Source organism: Methylobacterium sp. 092160098-2 (assembly GCF_028920805.1).
In the GTDB taxonomy this organism is placed as follows: Bacteria; Pseudomonadota; Alphaproteobacteria; order Rhizobiales; family Beijerinckiaceae; genus Methylobacterium; species Methylobacterium fujisawaense.
Genome location: NZ_JAQPZJ010000001.1, coordinates 5,322,948 through 5,338,800 on the forward strand (window position 1 = coordinate 5,322,948; position 15,853 = coordinate 5,338,800).

16 protein-coding genes and 1 tRNA gene are annotated in these 15,853 nt (G+C 73.1%); 11 read left to right on the top strand and 6 right to left on the bottom strand.

What is annotated here, in order from left to right; genetic code table 11:
• Positions 1 to 164: 164 nt before the first annotated feature.
• Positions 165 to 240: transfer RNA gene (locus tag PQI07_RS25125), tRNA-Ile, on the bottom strand.
• Positions 241 to 277: 37 nt separating this feature from the next.
• Positions 278 to 955: a DNA-3-methyladenine glycosylase family protein gene (locus tag PQI07_RS25130; protein WP_274927651.1), complete on the bottom strand. Its 678-nt coding sequence runs from the start codon at positions 953 to 955 to the stop codon at positions 278 to 280.
• A gap of 188 nt (positions 956 to 1,143) precedes the next feature.
• Between PQI07_RS25130 and PQI07_RS25135 the strand changes: the two genes are divergently transcribed.
• The 3 genes from PQI07_RS25135 (at position 1,144) to PQI07_RS25145 (ending at position 2,405) form a co-directional block, all read left to right on the top strand.
• Positions 1,144 to 1,701, top strand: coding sequence for a metallophosphoesterase (locus PQI07_RS25135; RefSeq protein ID WP_075379960.1), 558 nt, complete (start codon positions 1,144 to 1,146; stop codon positions 1,699 to 1,701).
• Between the two features lie 67 nt (positions 1,702 to 1,768).
• Complete coding sequence (locus PQI07_RS25140; RefSeq protein WP_075379959.1) at positions 1,769 to 2,086, top strand: hypothetical protein; 318 nt, start codon at positions 1,769 to 1,771, stop codon at positions 2,084 to 2,086.
• A 154-nt stretch (positions 2,087 to 2,240) separates the two neighbouring features.
• On the top strand, positions 2,241 to 2,405 hold the full coding sequence (locus PQI07_RS25145) for a hypothetical protein (protein WP_274927652.1): 165 nt from the start codon (positions 2,241 to 2,243) through the stop codon (positions 2,403 to 2,405).
• A gap of 238 nt (positions 2,406 to 2,643) precedes the next feature.
• Here PQI07_RS25145 and PQI07_RS25150 read toward each other — a convergent pair whose 3' ends face one another.
• The gene (locus tag PQI07_RS25150; protein ID WP_043382349.1) at positions 2,644 to 3,405 is read right to left on the bottom strand and encodes a sigma-70 family RNA polymerase sigma factor; all 762 of its coding nucleotides are present in this window, start codon (positions 3,403 to 3,405) and stop codon (positions 2,644 to 2,646) included.
• Positions 3,406 to 3,776: 371 nt separating this feature from the next.
• Between PQI07_RS25150 and PQI07_RS25155 the strand changes: the two genes are divergently transcribed.
• The 6 genes from PQI07_RS25155 to PQI07_RS25180 all read left to right on the top strand — a co-directional run bounded on the left by PQI07_RS25155 (position 3,777) and on the right by PQI07_RS25180 (position 10,380).
• Entirely contained in the window at positions 3,777 to 4,946 is a 1,170-nt protein-coding gene (locus tag PQI07_RS25155) for a YihY/virulence factor BrkB family protein (RefSeq protein ID WP_274927653.1), read from the top strand.
• Between the two features lie 407 nt (positions 4,947 to 5,353).
• A complete protein-coding gene (locus PQI07_RS25160) occupies positions 5,354 to 6,064 on the top strand; it encodes a Crp/Fnr family transcriptional regulator (protein ID WP_274927654.1) in 711 nt (236 codons plus the stop codon).
• A 111-nt stretch (positions 6,065 to 6,175) separates the two neighbouring features.
• Entirely contained in the window at positions 6,176 to 7,603 is a 1,428-nt protein-coding gene (gene larC, locus PQI07_RS25165) for a nickel pincer cofactor biosynthesis protein LarC (RefSeq protein WP_274927655.1), read from the top strand.
• Positions 7,600 to 8,421: an ATP-dependent sacrificial sulfur transferase LarE gene (gene larE, locus PQI07_RS25170; protein ID WP_182592955.1), complete on the top strand. Its 822-nt coding sequence runs from the start codon at positions 7,600 to 7,602 to the stop codon at positions 8,419 to 8,421. Before larC ends, larE begins: the two co-directional genes overlap by 4 nt.
• Positions 8,418 to 9,098, top strand: coding sequence for a nickel pincer cofactor biosynthesis protein LarB (gene larB / locus PQI07_RS25175; protein WP_043355532.1), 681 nt, complete (start codon positions 8,418 to 8,420; stop codon positions 9,096 to 9,098). Before larE ends, larB begins: the two co-directional genes overlap by 4 nt.
• Before the next feature lie 157 nt (positions 9,099 to 9,255).
• Entirely contained in the window at positions 9,256 to 10,380 is a 1,125-nt protein-coding gene (locus PQI07_RS25180; protein ID WP_274927656.1) for an aldo/keto reductase, read from the top strand.
• Between the two features lie 63 nt (positions 10,381 to 10,443).
• Here PQI07_RS25180 and PQI07_RS25185 read toward each other — a convergent pair whose 3' ends face one another.
• Together PQI07_RS25185 and PQI07_RS25190 are read right to left on the bottom strand one after the other, a co-directional pair.
• Positions 10,444 to 12,717: a xanthine dehydrogenase family protein molybdopterin-binding subunit gene (locus PQI07_RS25185; RefSeq protein ID WP_274927657.1), complete on the bottom strand. Its 2,274-nt coding sequence runs from the start codon at positions 12,715 to 12,717 to the stop codon at positions 10,444 to 10,446.
• A gap of 228 nt (positions 12,718 to 12,945) precedes the next feature.
• Positions 12,946 to 13,515, bottom strand: a complete 570-nt coding sequence (locus tag PQI07_RS25190; protein ID WP_043382364.1) for a PepSY domain-containing protein — start codon at positions 13,513 to 13,515, stop codon at positions 12,946 to 12,948.
• A 210-nt stretch (positions 13,516 to 13,725) separates the two neighbouring features.
• Here PQI07_RS25190 and PQI07_RS25195 point away from each other — a divergent pair, with 210 nt between their 5' ends.
• On the top strand, positions 13,726 to 13,974 hold the full coding sequence (locus PQI07_RS25195) for a hypothetical protein (protein WP_043355542.1): 249 nt from the start codon (positions 13,726 to 13,728) through the stop codon (positions 13,972 to 13,974).
• 4 nt (positions 13,975 to 13,978) lie between these two features.
• Here PQI07_RS25195 and PQI07_RS25200 read toward each other — a convergent pair whose 3' ends face one another.
• Positions 13,979 to 14,743, bottom strand: a complete 765-nt coding sequence (locus PQI07_RS25200; RefSeq protein WP_274927658.1) for an SDR family NAD(P)-dependent oxidoreductase — start codon at positions 14,741 to 14,743, stop codon at positions 13,979 to 13,981.
• A 395-nt stretch (positions 14,744 to 15,138) separates the two neighbouring features.
• Here PQI07_RS25200 and PQI07_RS25205 point away from each other — a divergent pair.
• The coding region (locus PQI07_RS25205) for an SGNH/GDSL hydrolase family protein (RefSeq protein ID WP_274927659.1) at positions 15,139 to 15,853 on the top strand (715 nt) is incomplete at its 3' end.

Below are 15,853 nucleotides of genomic sequence, written 5' to 3' on the forward strand. Positions count from 1 at the left end.
TCGGGCGGTGTCGCGGCCGTGCCACAGGGCGCGTTCGGCCTCGCCGTCGTGAGCGGCTCCTAGGCGAGGGACCGATCCGGGCTCGGCCCCTGTGGGTCGGCGGAACCGCGTGAATGCGGGATACGGGGGGCCGGCGAGGGTGGTGCGGCTGCCCGCGGCCAGCCTGGTGGGCCCGGCAGGACTCGAACCTGCAACCAGACCGTTATGAGCGGCCGGCTCTAACCATTGAGCTACGGGCCCGGGAGGCGCCGACGGATAGCCGATCCCCGGCCGTCCGTCACCCGGATTTCGCCGACCCGCGCAGGCGCCGGGTCCGGGGGGGCGGGGCCTGACGGGCTGATTCGTCCCCCGGCAGGGGCGCCCCGTCCTTGATGCGCCACAGGTAGCGCGCCAGGATCGAGCGGTACGGTGCGAAGGCCGACGCCACCGCGCCGGCATCGGCCTGCCCGGTGAGGCGGCGCAGGCACCCCACCGCCGCCACGTCGCCCGCGGGCCAGATGTCGGGGTCGTGGAAATGGAAGATGCCGACCATGTCGGCCGTCCAGGGGCCGACGCCGCGTATGCCGCACAGGATCGCCGCCCGCTCGGGATGCGGCAGGCCGGCGAGGCCGGGGCCGAGCAGGCCCGCCGCCTCGGCCGCCACGATCGCCTGGAGGGCCCGCACCTTGTTGCCCGAGATCCCGCAGGCCCGCAGCAGGTCCGCGTCGCCGGCCTCGAACAGGCCCCGGGGGCTCGAATCCGCCGCCGCGGCGGCCGCCTCGATCCGGGCCCAGATCGCCCCGGCCGCCCGGGTGGAAAGCTGCTGGTTGACCACCTCGACGAACAGGCGGTCGGCGACGCGCGGATGCGCCGGCGGCTCGATCCGGATCGGACCGGCCTGAACGAGGGCGGCCCGCAGCGCCGGATGGGCGCGCGCCGCGTCCAGGAGATGGGCGTAGATCGCGGGATCGAGCATCGCCTCAGCCCATCCGGCCCGCACGGCGCTCCGCCCCTCGGGGAGCCGGCCGGCCTCGCGCGCCGCACCCGTATCCGAGCCGCGGCCCCGTTTCCAGTCCGGCAGACGGGATGCCGCGCAGCGCCATCTTGTCCGGGCCTCTCCGGCCGGTCTGGACGGAACGCGATGGCGGCCCAGGTCTCGACGGCATGGCGATCTTCTTCACCGCGGACACGCATTTCGGCGACCCGCACATCCTCCGCCACCGCGGGGCGCGGTTCGGCAGCCTCGAGGCCCACGACGAGGCCCTGGTCGCCGGGTGGAACGCCGTGGTCGGCCCGGAGGATGCCGTCTGGCATCTCGGCGACTTCGCCGCCCATGCGAGCCCCGCCCATTGCGCGGCGATCTTCGCGCGGCTGAACGGCACGAAGCGCCTGGTCCGGGGCAATCACGATTCGAACCGCGTCCTCGACCTGCCCTGGGCGGAGCCGCCGGTTGAGAGCGCCCGCCTCTCCGTCGCGGACGCGCAGGGGCGGCCGCACCGCCTGTTCCTGTCGCACTACGCGCATCGGGCCTGGCCCGGGCTGTGGCGGGAGACGCGCCACCTCTATGGGCACAGCCACGGCTGCCTCGCCGACACCACGCGCTCCTGCGATGTCGGCGTGGATGCCTGGAACGACCGTCCGGTCACCCTCGACGCCATCCTGATCCGCCAGGACGCGGCCGCGGGCGTGCCGGAGGAACTCGCGGCCCACGGCCTGCGCTGATGACAGGCCGCCGGCGCGCGCTATCGTCCGCGGGAGACGCGAGATCCCGGCAGGAGGCCGCATCGCCATGACCGACATCCCCGCCCCGCCGTCGGGCTGGACCGCCGCCGCGACGCAGGCCGCGGCCGAACTGGGCCTCGGCACCGATTGGGTCGCTCTCGCCGCGCCGGACTGGACGCGGCTCTGCCGACGGGCCGGCGAGATCGTCGCCGGCCAGGGTCACGCGCCTCCGGCCGGCTGGGAGGGCGCCCTGGCGCGCGCCCTCGGCCGCCCCGATCCGGCGGTGGCCCGGGACGAACTGGCCCGGGACGAGTTGGCCCAGGACGCCGCGAACACCGTGCTCGCCGAGCGGGGCGAGGTGTTCGCGCCGGAGGACGATGCGTGAGGCGGACGACCCGGGCGCGCCTTCGCGCCGGCAGGTGGTTGCCGTCGCGGGGGTGCGGGCCGATGTAGAAGGCATGCCTTATCCCGAACGCCGGCGCGCAGCCCCGAGACCGACCGAACGCTATGGCCCCGGCCCGGCGCCCTCCGCTTTGCGCGTGGTTCCCCTCTCGAGCAGCCCGGTTCTCGACGCGCAGACGCGCCTGCGCCTCGGCCACCAGATGCGGGCGATGTACGATCCGGTGATCGACGAGGCTCTGGATCCCCGACTGGCGGAGCTGCTGCAGCAGCTCGACACGGACCGGGGCGGCGGTTCGACCTGAGGTCTGGGCTGAGACCCACCTCTGCCCGGCACATCCGCCGGAGATGCGGGAAGAGGCCCCCATCGGTGGATCGGGGGGATGTCACACCGATGGGAGCCGAGCCGAGTCGACGGATCGACCCAACCCGCTTCATATCGCCCAGGCGCCGGCCCGGACGCTTTCACCTAAGTCAAATTTCCTGCCGAATACGGCGGTCTGAGTGTCGAATTGGCTTATTCGACCTGGAGAATCGTCCCGATCAGGCCGAGCTGCCGGTCACCGACAGCATGACCCCGTCGCTGCCGATCTCGGCTCCACTGTATCCGAGCATCCGCGCGAGCTGTTCGCGGGCGCGCCAGACGCGGCTCTTCACGGTCCCGATCCGGCAGTTCATCACGGCGGCGGCCTCGTCATAGCTCAGGTTCTCGATCGCCACGAGAACCAGCGCCTCCCGCATCACCGGGGCGAGGCGGTCGAGGGCCGCGCGCACGTCCTGAAGATCGAGATGGCCCCCCTGCTCGGGAATGCTGGTCAGCCGCTCGGCATAGGTGCCGTCGGTGTCGGCGACCTCGCGGCCCTGCTTGCGGTGCTGGCTGTAGAAGACGTTCCGGAGGATCGTGAACAGCCACGCCTCCAGATTGGTGCCGGGGGTGAAGCCGCCGCGGCCGCGCCAGCCGCGCAGCAGGGTGTCCTGCACGAGATCGTCCGCCGCAGCCGGGTCGCGGGTCAGCGAGACCGCGAATCGGTGCAGCGCCGGCACCACCTCCAGCAGACCCGCCCGGAACAGCTTGTCCCGCTCGCCCTCGGCCTGCGCGAGGGCCGTCTCCAGGCGCGCCAGCAGGTCGGCGAAGGGGTCCGAGGCGGGCTCCGACCCGAGGCCGATCCGGTCGTAGGCGCGGCCGAGCAGGGTGCCGAGATGGGCCCGCACGGCCTCCGGCAGGCCGTGGCGGGTCTCCGCCCCGGCCTCCTCTGCACGATCCGTCACGGGATCGAGGAGCGATGAGCCTTCGGTGTCGGGCATACGGTCCGGTCGTCGGCGAGTGGGCCGGTTGCGCCCATGGGACCGTTTGTGGCGTGCCCGGGCCGCCCATGCCGCAACATGGGTTAGCGCTTTTCCCGAAGGGGGCTCGGCCGCGGGGCCGCGCCGGCGCGCAGCGCCGTCGGGACGGGCCGGCCGATGCCGCCCGAGGTGCCGGTCACGACCGCCGACCCGCCGCTCAGGCGCGCCGATCAGTCCCTGCGTCCCGCGTTGCCGTCGTATTGCAACTGGACGGCGAACCCTTGCCCGCGCCGCGGTGTTTGCCTTCGCAGCTGCAGCCGGTCGGGTGCGCCGTCATGCGCGGCCGACCGGCCTGCGCCGACACGTCCGCCCGAACCCCGCCGAGGTCACCGATGCCAGCCCCCGATCCAGCCCGCACCGCGGGTTCCGCTCCGGAGGGGAGCGCCTCGACGGTCTGGACGCTCGCCCTCGCCACCGCGCTGATCGGCCTCGTCGCCCTTCCGCGCCGGACAGGGCCGCCGGCCCCACGCCCCGCCGACCGCTCCGCCGGGCGGGACGGGGCGCGCCGGACGTCGCCCTCGCACGCGGGCCAGGAGGCGCAGGCCGTCGCCCGGACCCAGGCCGATCGCGGGCGAGGGGCCTCGACGCCGGCCGAGATCCCCGCCAAGGGTTGGAAGGACATCGCGCTGCGGGCCTATCACGACATCGGCGAGAACCGCCTGTCGCTGATCGCGGCCGGCGTCACCTTCTTCACGCTCCTGGCGATCTTCCCCGCGGTGGCGGCCCTGGTCTCCTGCTACGGCCTCGTGGCCGATGCGGCGACCATCAACGACCAGCTCGCCAGCCTCCAGGGTATCCTGCCCCAGGGCGCCCTGGAGATCGTCGGCGACCAGGTGAAGCGGCTGAACGCGGAGGGCAACAGCACCCTCGGGCTCAGCCTGGTGTTCGGCGTCGTCCTGTCGGTGTGGAGCGCCAATGGCGGGGTGAAGCACGTCTTCGACGCCCTCAACCTCGTCTACAACGAGCGCGAGAAGCGCAACTTCTTCGTGCTCAACTTGGTCTCCCTCGCCTTCACGGCGGGCGCGCTGCTGTTCCTCGTCCTGGCGCTGGCCGCGGTGGTGGCGGTGCCGGTGATTCTCGCGTCTGTCGGGCTCGGCGCGGATGCGTGGTGGCTGTCGCTGCTGCGGTGGCCGGTTCTGCTCCTGGCGGTCCTGCTCGGGCTCGCCCTGCTCTACCGCTACGGGCCGAGCCGGGACGCGCCGCGCTGGCGCTGGGTCACGCCCGGGGGCGCCCTGGCGGCTGTGCTGTGGCTCGGCGCATCGGTGCTGTTCTCCTGGTACGTCGCCCATTTCGGCAGCTACAACAAGACCTACGGCTCCCTCGGTGCGGCGGTCGGGTTCATGACGTGGATCTGGCTCTCGACCATGATCATGCTGGCCGGCGCCCAGGTGAACGCCGAGATGGAGCACCAGACCGCCGAGGACACCACCGTCGGCGCGCCCCAGCCCCTGGGCACGCGCCGGGCGCGCATGGCCGATACGGTGGGCGCCGCCGCGGACTAGCGCCGCACCCGGTCCGGCGCGAACGGTCTTTCCGAGCGACCCGCGCGTACGATCTGCGCGAACAACCTGCGCGGGCGCACCGGATCGACGCGTCCCCCGTCCTCAAGCCCGGGAACGACGACTTAACACAGGTTGGCGCACGTTTTTCTGCTGCAGGCACAAGCCGATCAAGATGATCCGGACTTCGATGTTCGGATGACGGTTTGGTCCCTGCCGATAGAAATATCCTTGTCCCATTATTTCACCGATACCCCCGGCGGCACCGTCGTGCGGGACGCTTCGGACGCGCGCGACGTCCCCCGGTCCCGTGCACTTGGCCGCGATGCGGCCGAATCTCCGGTCGGGCCCGTCTCCCTCCCGAGGGTCGCCGACACGCCGGTGTCGCGGTGATCTGACCGGAGGGGGACGTGGTGAACCCGTTCGTGCGGAAGATGGAGCGGCACGTCCGGCTCGCACCCGAGGACCGCGCGGTCCTCGACGGGCTGGGGCGCCAGCACGTCCGCCATGTCGCGGCCCGTCAGGATATCGAAGGGCAGCAGAGCGACCCGTCCCACACGCACCTCATCCTCGACGGCTGGGCCTGCCGGTACAAGCAGTTTCCGGACGGGCGGCGGGCGATCGTCGCGCTGCTCCTGCCGGGCGACCTGTGCGATCCGTTCGTCTTCCGCCGGGCGCACATGGACCACGCCATCGGTGCGCTGACCTCCGTCACCGTCGCCCGGATCGCGCCGGACCAGCTCGGCGACGCGATCCGCGGCCGGCCGGCCGTGGAGGAATGCCTGTGGCGGGAGATGCTCGCCACCACGGCCCTCCACCGGGAGTGGATCGCCAGCGTCGGCCGGCGCTCGGCGATCGAGCGGCTGGCGCACCTGTTCTGCGAGCTGCACCTGCGGCTGACACGCGTCGGCCTCGCGGACGGGATGACGCTGCCGATGCCGGTGACCCAGCCCGATCTCGCCGATGCCCTCGGCCAGACGAGCGTACACATCAACCGCACCCTGAAGGAGCTGCGCATCAGCGGCCTCGTCGCCCTGCGCAGCCGGCGCCTGACGATCCGCGACCTCGACGGGTTGATGGAGCGGGGGCTGTTCGATCCGGCCTATCTGCAGCTCTCCTGACCGGCGCGGGCGATACGCCGCGGCCCCGCAGGCCGGCCGAACCTTGCCGCGGAACCGCCGCGGCCGATCTGAGGCGGACCTCCCTCCCGGCACGGGCCCGCGCGACACACGATGCACATCCACCTCGACGCGCTCGGCGGCGTGGCCGGCGACATGTTCGCCGCCGCCCTGCTGGACGCCTTCCCTGAGCATCAGGCCGGCGTCTCCGCCAGCATCCGGGCGGTCGACGGGCGCATCGCCTGCGCGGTCCGGGCGCACAATGACGGGATCCTCAGCGGCGCGCGCTTCGCCGTTTCGGCCCCCGGGGTGGAGCCCGGACCCGCGCCGCACCGACACGACCACCCGGCACGCCACGACCATCCGCATCCCCACGATCACGATCACGATCACGCCCACGATCACGCCCATGATGACGGCCACGGTCACGGCGATGGCCACGATCACGCCCACGATCACGCCCACGATCACGCCCACGATCACGCCCACGATCACGCCCACGATCACGCCCATGATGACGGCCACGGTCACGGCGATGGCCACGATCAGGATCACGGTCACGGACACCGGCCCTGGTCGGAGATCCGCGCCGCGCTGGAGGCGGCGGATCTCGCGCCGGCGGTCCGGGCGCAGGCCCTCGCCATCTTCGGCCACCTCGCCGCGGCCGAGGCCCGGGTCCACGGCATCGCGGTCGAGGCGGTGGCGTTCCACGAGGTCGGCGCCTTCGATTCCATCGCCGACATCGTCGCCGCCGCCCACCTGATCGCCGCGCTGGGGGCGCGGAGCTGGAGCGTTTCGGCCCTGCCGCTGGGCTCCGGCCGGGTGCGGACCCAGCACGGTCCCCTCCCCGTCCCGGCCCCAGCCACGACGCTGCTCCTCGAGGGCTTCTCGACCCTCGACGACGGCGTGCCCGGCGAGCGCGTCACCCCCACCGGCGCGGCGATCCTGCGCCATCTCTGCGGCGAAGACCCCGGGCGGGGCCGTCCGCGGGGCATTCTCGGGCGCACCGGCATCGGGTTCGGCACCAAGGTCCTGCCGGGCCTGAGCAACTGCCTGCGCGTCCTGGTGCTGGATGAGGCGGCCGCCCGTCCCGGCCGGCGGGACCTCGCGGTGATCGCCTTCGAGATCGACGACCAGTCCGGCGAGGATCTCGCCATGGGCCTCGACCGGCTGCGGGGTGAGCCCGGAATCCTGGACGTCGTGCAGGCGCCGGTCCTCGGCAAGAAGGGCCGGATGATGGCCCGGATCCAGATTCTGGTCCGCCCGGAGAGCCTGGAGGCGGCGATCGCGGCCTGCTTCCGGGAGACCACCACGATCGGCCTGCGCTACCATCGGGTCGAGGGGGCGGTGCTCGACCGCGAGGCCCGCACGGTGGATCATGCGGGCCGACCCGTCCGGGTGAAGGTCGTGGACCGCCCCGGCGGGCGCACCGCCAAAGCCGAGGCCGACGATGCCCGCGACCACGCGGGTCACGCCGCACGGGCGCGCTTGCGCCGCGAGGCCGAGCGCCTCGCCCTGACTGTGCCGGAGGAGGAGCGGTGACGCGCCAGAAACTCGAAGCCGTCCTGGCGGGACTCGGCCCCGTCGCCGTGGCGGTGAGCGGCGGGGTCGACAGCCTGACCCTCGCCACCCTCGCCCACCGGCTGGCGCCGGGCACGACCCTGGTGGTGCACGCGGTCTCGCCGGCCGTGCCGGAGGAGGCGACCGCGCGGGTCCGCGCCGAGGGCGCCCGCGAGGGCTGGACCCTGCGGGTGATCGAGGCCGGCGAGTTCGCCGACCCGGCCTACCGGGCCAACCCGGTCAACCGCTGCTTCTTCTGCAAGACCAACCTGTACGGGGCGGTCCGGCAGGTGACCGACCGGCAGATCCTCTCGGGCGCCAACCGCGACGACCTCGGCGAGTACCGCCCCGGCCTCGACGCCGCCCGGGAGCACGGCGTGCGCCACCCCTACGTGGAGGCGGGGTTCGACAAGGCTTCCGTGCGGGCGCTCGCCCGCGACCTCGGCCTCGGCGCCGTGGCGGAGCTGCCGGCGGCCCCGTGCCTGTCGAGCCGGGTCGAGACCGGCATCCCGATCGAGCCGGAGACGCTGGGCTTCATCCACGCCGTCGAGCGGCTGGTGGGGGGCGCCCTCGCTGCGGGGACCGGCGCCAAGCGGGCGGTCCGCTGCCGGGTGCGCGCCGAGGGCGTGGTGGTGGAACTCGATCCCGGGAGCCTGGCGGCCCTCGACGCGGACAGCCGCGCCGAACTCGGGGCCGGGATCCGGGAGATCGCACCGGCGCGTCTCGCCGGCCCGGTTCGGTTCGCGCCCTACCGGGTCGGCAGCGCCTTCCTGGTGCAGCAGGGGGAGGCCCGTTCGTGAGCGTCGCTGAAGAATTCACCCTCGACTTCGCCCGGTCGGAGCGGATCGGGCTGGAGGAGGCGATCTTCTGCGCCGGCAAGAGCCCTGAGCAGATCGACGCGATCCTGGAGTCCGCCCGCGCCCGGGGCGCCTCGCTCCTCCTCACCCGCCTCGATCCGGAGAAGCGCGACCGGCTCGATGCGGCGGCCCGCCTCGACTATTGCCCGGTCTCCCGGACGGCGGTGTTCGGCGAGGCGCCCCGGATCACGGGCCCGGCCCGGGTCGCCGTGGTGGCGGCCGGCACCTCGGACGTGCCCGTCGCCCGCGAGGCCCTGCGGGTGCTGGCCTATGCCGGCCGGGCTGCCGCGCTCTTCGCCGATGTCGGCGTCGCCGGCCTGTGGCGGCTGACCACGCGGATCGAGGAGATCCGCGCGCATCCGGTGGTGATCGTCGCCGCCGGCATGGATGCGGCGCTGCCCAGCGTCGTCGGCGGCCTCGTGGCCGGCGCGGTGATCGCGGTCCCGACCTCCGTGGGCTACGGCGTCGCCGCGGGCGGCCGCGCCGCCCTCGACGCCGTGCTGGCGAGCTGCGCCCCCGGCATCACGGTGGTCAACATCGACAACGGCTACGGCGCCGCCTGCGCCGCCCTGCGCCTGCTCCACGCGGCAGGACGCCTCGCCGCGGAGACCGAACGATGAGCCGGCGCGAACCGTTATCCCACGCCACACGGCAGGCAGCGCGACGAGCCCCCTCCCCCGCACGGGAGAGGCGACACGCGCCGCCTTTTTCGACGGCAGCAGCCCCGACACGGGGCCTGCCGGCACCGATCCCCACATCCTCGAACGGAGACAGCCGATGGAACGCCGCAGCTTCCTCCAGGGCGCCGTGCTCGGCGCAGGCCTTTCGGGCGCAAGCTTCGCGGGCGCCGGCAGCGCAGGTGCGGCCGTGAACGCCCCCGTGCTCCCGGGCAACCGCCCGCAGGACCCGGCGGACCTGCCCTTCGTCACCGATCCCGGCGAGCGCCGGGGCGAGATGCTCTACCGGACCTTCGGGAAGACGTCGGAGAAGATCTCGGCGATCGGCATGGGCGGGTTCCACCTCGGCAAGAAGGCCGTGACCGACGACGAGGCGACGCGGCTGATCCATGCCGGGATCGACCGCGGCATCACCTTCATGGACAATTGCTGGGACTACAACGACGGGCGCTCCGAGCTGCGCATGGGCGCGGCCCTGGCCCAGGGCGGCTACCGCGACAAGGTCTTCCTGATGTCCAAGATGGACGGGCGGACCAAGGAGGAGGCGATCAAGCAGATCGACCAGTCGCTCCTGCGCCTGCGCACCGACCGGATCGACCTCGTCCAGCACCACGAGATCCTGCGCTTCGACGACCCGGACCGGGTCTTCGCCGAGGGCGGGGCGATGGAAGGCTTCCTGGAGGCCAAGAAGGCCGGCAAGCTGCGCTACATCGGCTTCACCGGCCACAAGGACCCGCGCATCCACCTGCAGATGCTGGAGGTCGCCGCCGAGCGCGGCTTCCACTTCGATTCCGTGCAGATGCCCGTCAACGTGATGGACGCGCATTTCCGCTCGTTCAGCCACCTCGTCCTGCCCTATCTCGTGCAGAACGGCATCGCGCCGCTCGCCATGAAGACTTTTGGCGACGGGGTGATCCTGAAGGCGGACGCGCCGATCAAGCCGATCGAGTACCTGCACTTCTCGCTGAACCTGCCGGTCTCGGTGGTGATCACCGGCATCCAGAACCAGCGCGACCTCGACCAGGCCTTCGAGGCGGTGAAGACCTTCAAGCCGATGGACAAGGCGGCGGTGGCCGAGCTGCTGTCGCGGTCGAAGCCCTACGCGCTGGAGGGCAAGTACGAGCTGTTCAAGACGAGCGCGACCTTCGACGGCACGGCCAAGAATGCCGCATGGCTGGGCGAGGATGTGGCAAGCGTGAAGAAGCTCGCGCCGACGATGGAGTAGAGCGGGTCGCAGAAAGGCGCGCCCTCCCTCCCCCGCAGAGGGGGGAGGGAGAAGCGGCCGGCGTTACGCCACGTCCTCCAGCCGGATCGGCAGGCTGCGGATGCGGCGGCCGGTGGCGTGGTGGACGGCGTTGGCGATGGCCGCGTTCACCCCGATGATCCCGAGCTCGCCCAGGCCCTTCAGCCCCAGGGCGTCCACTTGCTCGTCGGGATCGGGTACCAGCAGCGCCTCGACCTCCGGCGCGTCGGCCGCCGTGGGGACGAGGTATTCGGCCAGATCCGGGTTGCGGTAGGCGGCACCGTCGAGCACCGTCTCTTCGAGCAGCGCCGAGCCGAGGCCCCAGATCATCCCGCCCGTGAGCTGGCTCCGCGCGGTCAGCGGGTTGAGGATGCGCCCCGCCGCGAAGGCGCCGGTGAGCCGGGCCACCCGGATCTCCCCGGTCTCGGCATGGACGTGGATCTCCGCGAACTGCGCGCCGAAGCCCCAGGACACGGCCTTCCCGCCCCCGCCCAGGCTGAGCCCGATATGGCCCTGCCGCAGGCCCTGGAGCGCCGTCTCGCGGTCGCCGCCTTCGGGCACGAACGCCGCGACGGTCTCCACGCCCGCCGGGCCGACCGCCTCGGCCAGCGCGATCCCGGCCCCGTCCGGGGCCGCGAGCCGCCCGTCCGCGAGGCGCAGCGTCCCCGGATCATGGCCGGCGAGGCGGCCGCCCTGCCCGGTCGCGGCCTGCGCGAGGGTCTCGCGGATCTGCCCGCAGCCCAATGCCAGGGCGTTCATCAGGCTGGTGGTCGTGCTCGATCCGCCCGAGATACCCGCCGCAGGCAGGTCCGTGTCGCCGAGCCGGACCGTCACCCGCTCAACCGGCACCCCGAGCCCGTCCGCCGCGCCCATCGCGAGCAGCGTGGTGATGCCGTTGCCGATCTCGTGATGCGCGCAGGCCACCTCCGCGGACCCGTCCGGGCCGAGCCGGACCCGCATCGTCGCGGCGGCGATCTTCACCGGCCGCACCGAGGTGGCGCAGCCGAGACCCACCCGCCAGGGACCGTCGCGCATCGAACCCGGACGCGGCACCCGGCGCGACCAGCCGAAGGCCTTGGCGCCCGCATCGAAGCAGGCCAACAGCGGCCGGGTCGAGAACGGTTTTCCGCTGACCGGATCCACCGCCGTGTCGTTGAGCCGGCGCAACTCGATCGGGTCCATGCCGAGCGCGGCCGCCATCTCGTCGACGGCGCTCTCCAGGGCGAACAGGAACGGGACCTCCGGGGGCGCCCGCATCGGCCCCGGCGTGTTGCGGTCGACCCGCACGGCCCGCTCCTCGGTCCGGATGTTCGGGCAGGCGTAGAGGCTCGCGGTCACCTCCGCGCCCTCCATGACGAAGGGATCGAAGCGCGAGGTCACGGTGTCGGCTTCGTGGACCAGGGCGGTGAAGCGGCCCGTCCGGTCGGCGCCGAGCCGGATACGGTGGCGGGATTCCGGCCGGTAATTGGCGATGGTGAAGCATTGCCGCCGGCTCGGGACCAGGGAAACCGGCCGGCCGAGGCGCTTGGCTGCCAGGGCGACGAGCGCCGTGTGCTGCGACAGCGCGAATTTCGAGCCGAAATGGCCGCCGATCAGGCCTGCCACCACCCGCACCTGCGCGGGATCGAGGCCCAGTTGCGCGGCGAGTCCGTGCTGGACCGCGCCGACGTAGCGGGTCGGCTCGTGCACCGTCAGTCTGTCGCCGTCCCAGGCGGCCCGGGTGGTGAACAGCTCGATCGGGTTGTGGTGCTGGACCGGGGTCTCGTAGCGCGCCTCGATCCGGACGGCCGCCGTATGCAGGGCGGCTTCGGCATCACCGCGGGCGATGTCCTCGTGATGGGGCTTCAGGTCGGCCAGCCGCACGGTCTCGGCGCCGGGCGCATCGAAGCCGCCGGCGGCGGGCTCGGCCGCGTAGGCGACCCGGACCGCGCCCGCCGCCGCCGCGGCCGCTTCCTGCGTCTCCGCCACGACCAGCGCCACGATCTGGCCGGCATAGGCGATCGCCTCGGAGTCGAGGGGGCGGTGCGAGCTGTTGGCGAAGCCGCCGGCCATCAGGTGCTTCACCGGCGCCACCGCGCCCGCGAAATCCCGGTGGGTGAAGATCCCCAGGAGACCCGGCACCCGCCCGGCGGCTTCGAGGTCGAAGCCGGTGATGCGGCCCCGGGCGATGGTGCTGGTCACCAGGGCGGCGTGGGCCGTGGCGGTCTCCGGGCCGACACGGTCGGAGCTGTAGAGGGCCCGGCCCGTGACCTTGTCGGGACCCTCGACCCGGGTATGGGCCCGTCCGAGATGACCCTCGTCCAGCGCGCGTGCGTCCATCCTGCCCTTCCCGTCCGCGGCCGCTCCGGCCGCCGCTTACGAAGGGAATGGACGAGACGGTGGTTCGGGTCCGCTTGCCGCGGGGCGACAGGTTGCAGCGGCCGCTCCGGCCGAGCCGTCCTCGCGCATGAAGCGCTTCGGGGCAGCGCGGCCTGGATCGGCCGGGCGTCCCCCGGATTGCGCGCGCCCCGCGCGAGGACGGGGCGGCCTGCGCCGCAGCCCGGCGCCTCAGTTCAGGACCTTGCCGTCCGGCCCGACCTTGATCTCCTGCTCCTTGTCGGCGCCGGCGACCTTGATCTCGTACTGGACCGCGGAACCGTCCTTCTCGACCTCGGCCTCGTAGGCCTTGCCGCCGCCGGCCTTCTGCTCGGCGATGGCCAGCGCGTCCTTCAGCGAGGTCTTGGCGTTCTGGAAATCGGAGGCCTTCAGCCGGGTGAAGTAGCGCTCGATCGGCTGGTTCTCGGTCTTGTAGAGGGCGCCGGTATCGGCGTTGATGCCGTATTCGACCAGCTTGCCGCTCGGGTAGACGACCTTGATCGCGTAGTGGGCCGGATCCTTGCTGTCGGCCTTCTCGAAGTCGGCGTCGATGGCGCGGCCGCCCTTCTCGTCGCCCTGCGACTCGGCGGTGGCGAGCGCCTGGGCGAGGCCGACCTTGGCGACCTTGGCGACCTGCCACTCCTTCAGGTTGCTGTCGGCCTTGGTGGCGGGTTCGGCGGGGGTCGCGGTGGGGGTCTGGGCCACGGCGAAGCTGGCGGAGAGGGCGAGCAGGCCAGCGGCGGCGGTGAGGCGGGTGATCATGGCGGGTAGTCCCTTTGCGGGCTCGTTCACGGGAGCGTGAAACGTCGGGTCCGGAAATCCGGTTGCCCGCGCCCGGAAAAAATTCTGCCGCCGTCGCCCCGGAGCGCGGCCGGGCGCCCCGCGAGACGGGCGGCCGGGGCCCCTGTATGAGACGCTGACGATCCGGCGTGCCCCTCGGCGACGGCGGAGCCCTCACGGATGGAGCAGGCCATGACCGCGCACGAGCCCGAGCCGCTGGACGATTTCACGCGCCTGCACGCCAAGCTGTCCGCCCTGGAGATCGTGCTCGGCGTCCTGATCGGGCGGCTCTCCGAGGAGAACCCGGAGATCCGCGAGGACGTGAAGCGCGACGTGGCGGCGATCCTGTCGGATATGCCGATCGACGGTCCGAGCGAGGAGATGATCGCCGCCGAGGTCCGCCGGGCCGCCGCGGTTCTGACCAGCGTGTCGATCGGCTGAGCCGTCAGCGCGGCGGCATCCGCAGCGCCCCGTCGAGGCGGATCGTCTCGCCGTTCAGCATCGGGTTCTCGCAGATGTGGCGGACGAGGTCCGCGTATTCCGACGGGCGGCCGAGGCGCGGCGGGAAGGGCACGCTCTGGCCGAGGGTGTCCTGCACGTCCTGGGGCAGCCCCGCCATCATCGGGGTCTCGAAGATGCCCGGCGCGATGGTCACCACCCGGATGCCGTGCCGGGCGAGTTCCCGGGCGAGGGGCAGCGTCATGGCGACCACGCCGCCCTTCGAGGCCGCGTAGGCGGCCTGCCCGATCTGGCCGTCGAAGGCCGCGATCGAGGCGGTGTTGACGATCACGCCCCGAGCGCCCGCCGCGTCCGGCGCCTCCCGGGCGATGGCGTCGGCCGCCAGTCGGATCATGTTGAAGGTGCCGACGAGGTTGATCGAGACCGCCCGCGCGAAGGTCTGGAGCCGGTGCGGCCCGTCGCGGCCGACCACCTTCTCCCCCGGCGCGATGCCGGCGCAGTTCACCAGCCCGTGGAGGTGCCCGAACGCGTCCAGCGCCGTCCGGACCGCCGCCGCGCCATCCGCCTCGCGGGTGACATCCGTCTCGACGAAGCGCGCCTGCGTCCCGAGATCCGCCGCCACCCGGGCGCCGGCCTCCCGGGCGATGTCGGCCACGACCACCCGGGCCCCCGCCGCCGCGAGGCCCCGCGCCGTCGCCTCCCCGAGGCCGGAGCCCGCGCCCGTGACGATGAAGACCCGATCCCTGATCATCTCGCTGGCCATCCTGGCCCCCCGACGGTTCCGGGCGACCGACGGCGCCCCGCGGCCACCGACCTAGCGCGGCGCCGCAGCGGCCGGAAGTCGTCCCCGTTCGGATCCGGGACCGATCCGTTCCGCTGCACGATTGACGTGTGAAATTTTCCCACATAGAAGATGCGAAGACGATCTGCGGTCGCGGATCGGATGTCCCCGTGTTTCCCGCGCTTCGGTGCCCGGTCGCCAAGTCATGCCGTGTCCATGTCAGGGAACGGCCAAGTCATGGTGCGGCCGAGTCATGGTGCGGCCGAGTCGTGCGGTCGTGACGGTTCTGTCGCGGGCCGCACCCGTCATTCTCCGGTCCCGGCCATCCGGGAGCGGCCGAGCCCTCACGCCTGATCAGGACAGTCATGGACGTCCCCTGGATCGAGACCGCCGCCCGGCACTGGCGGCATGGGCGGATCGTCGGGCGCCGGTTCGCCGACCGGCGTCCCGGCATCCGCGCGGCCCTGCGGGCGGCCGCGCCGGACAGCGTGCTGCTGGCCGGCAACTCCCACGCGGAGTTCGTCGGAACGCCGGATCTCGGCGGCCGGGCCTGCATCAACATCGCCGTCGGCGGCAGCACCGCGGCCGATTGCGGCCGCCATCTCGCGGAGCTGCGCGTTCCGGCCCGCTGCGCGGCCGCGGTGCTGATCATCGGCACCAACGACCTCCAGCGCTGGCGGCATCCCGAGCGGGCCCGCGTGGTCGACCGGTTCGAGGCCGATGTCCGGCGCATCCTGCGCAGTCTGGAGGCGTGGTCGGCACAGGTGTTCGTCGCCGCCGTACCGCCGGTGGGAATCGGGGCGACCGGCCGGGATCCCGCCGCCGTCGCGGTCTTTTCGGACCGCTTGGCGAGGCTGTGTGCCGAGGGGGGCCACACCTTCTTCGACCCGTTCGCGGCGTGGCGCGCCGGCACCGGGGGGCTCGCCGGCCCCGGTCTCCACCGGGACGGCGTGCATCTGGCCGATTACGCGCCCCTGGCCGCGGCGCTCTCCCGCGCGGTGGCGGGCATGGTCCCTCCGGCCGGGCGGCCGCTCCGCCCGGATGTGCTCTGTCCCGGGCCCCGCCCGGCGCCTGCCGCGA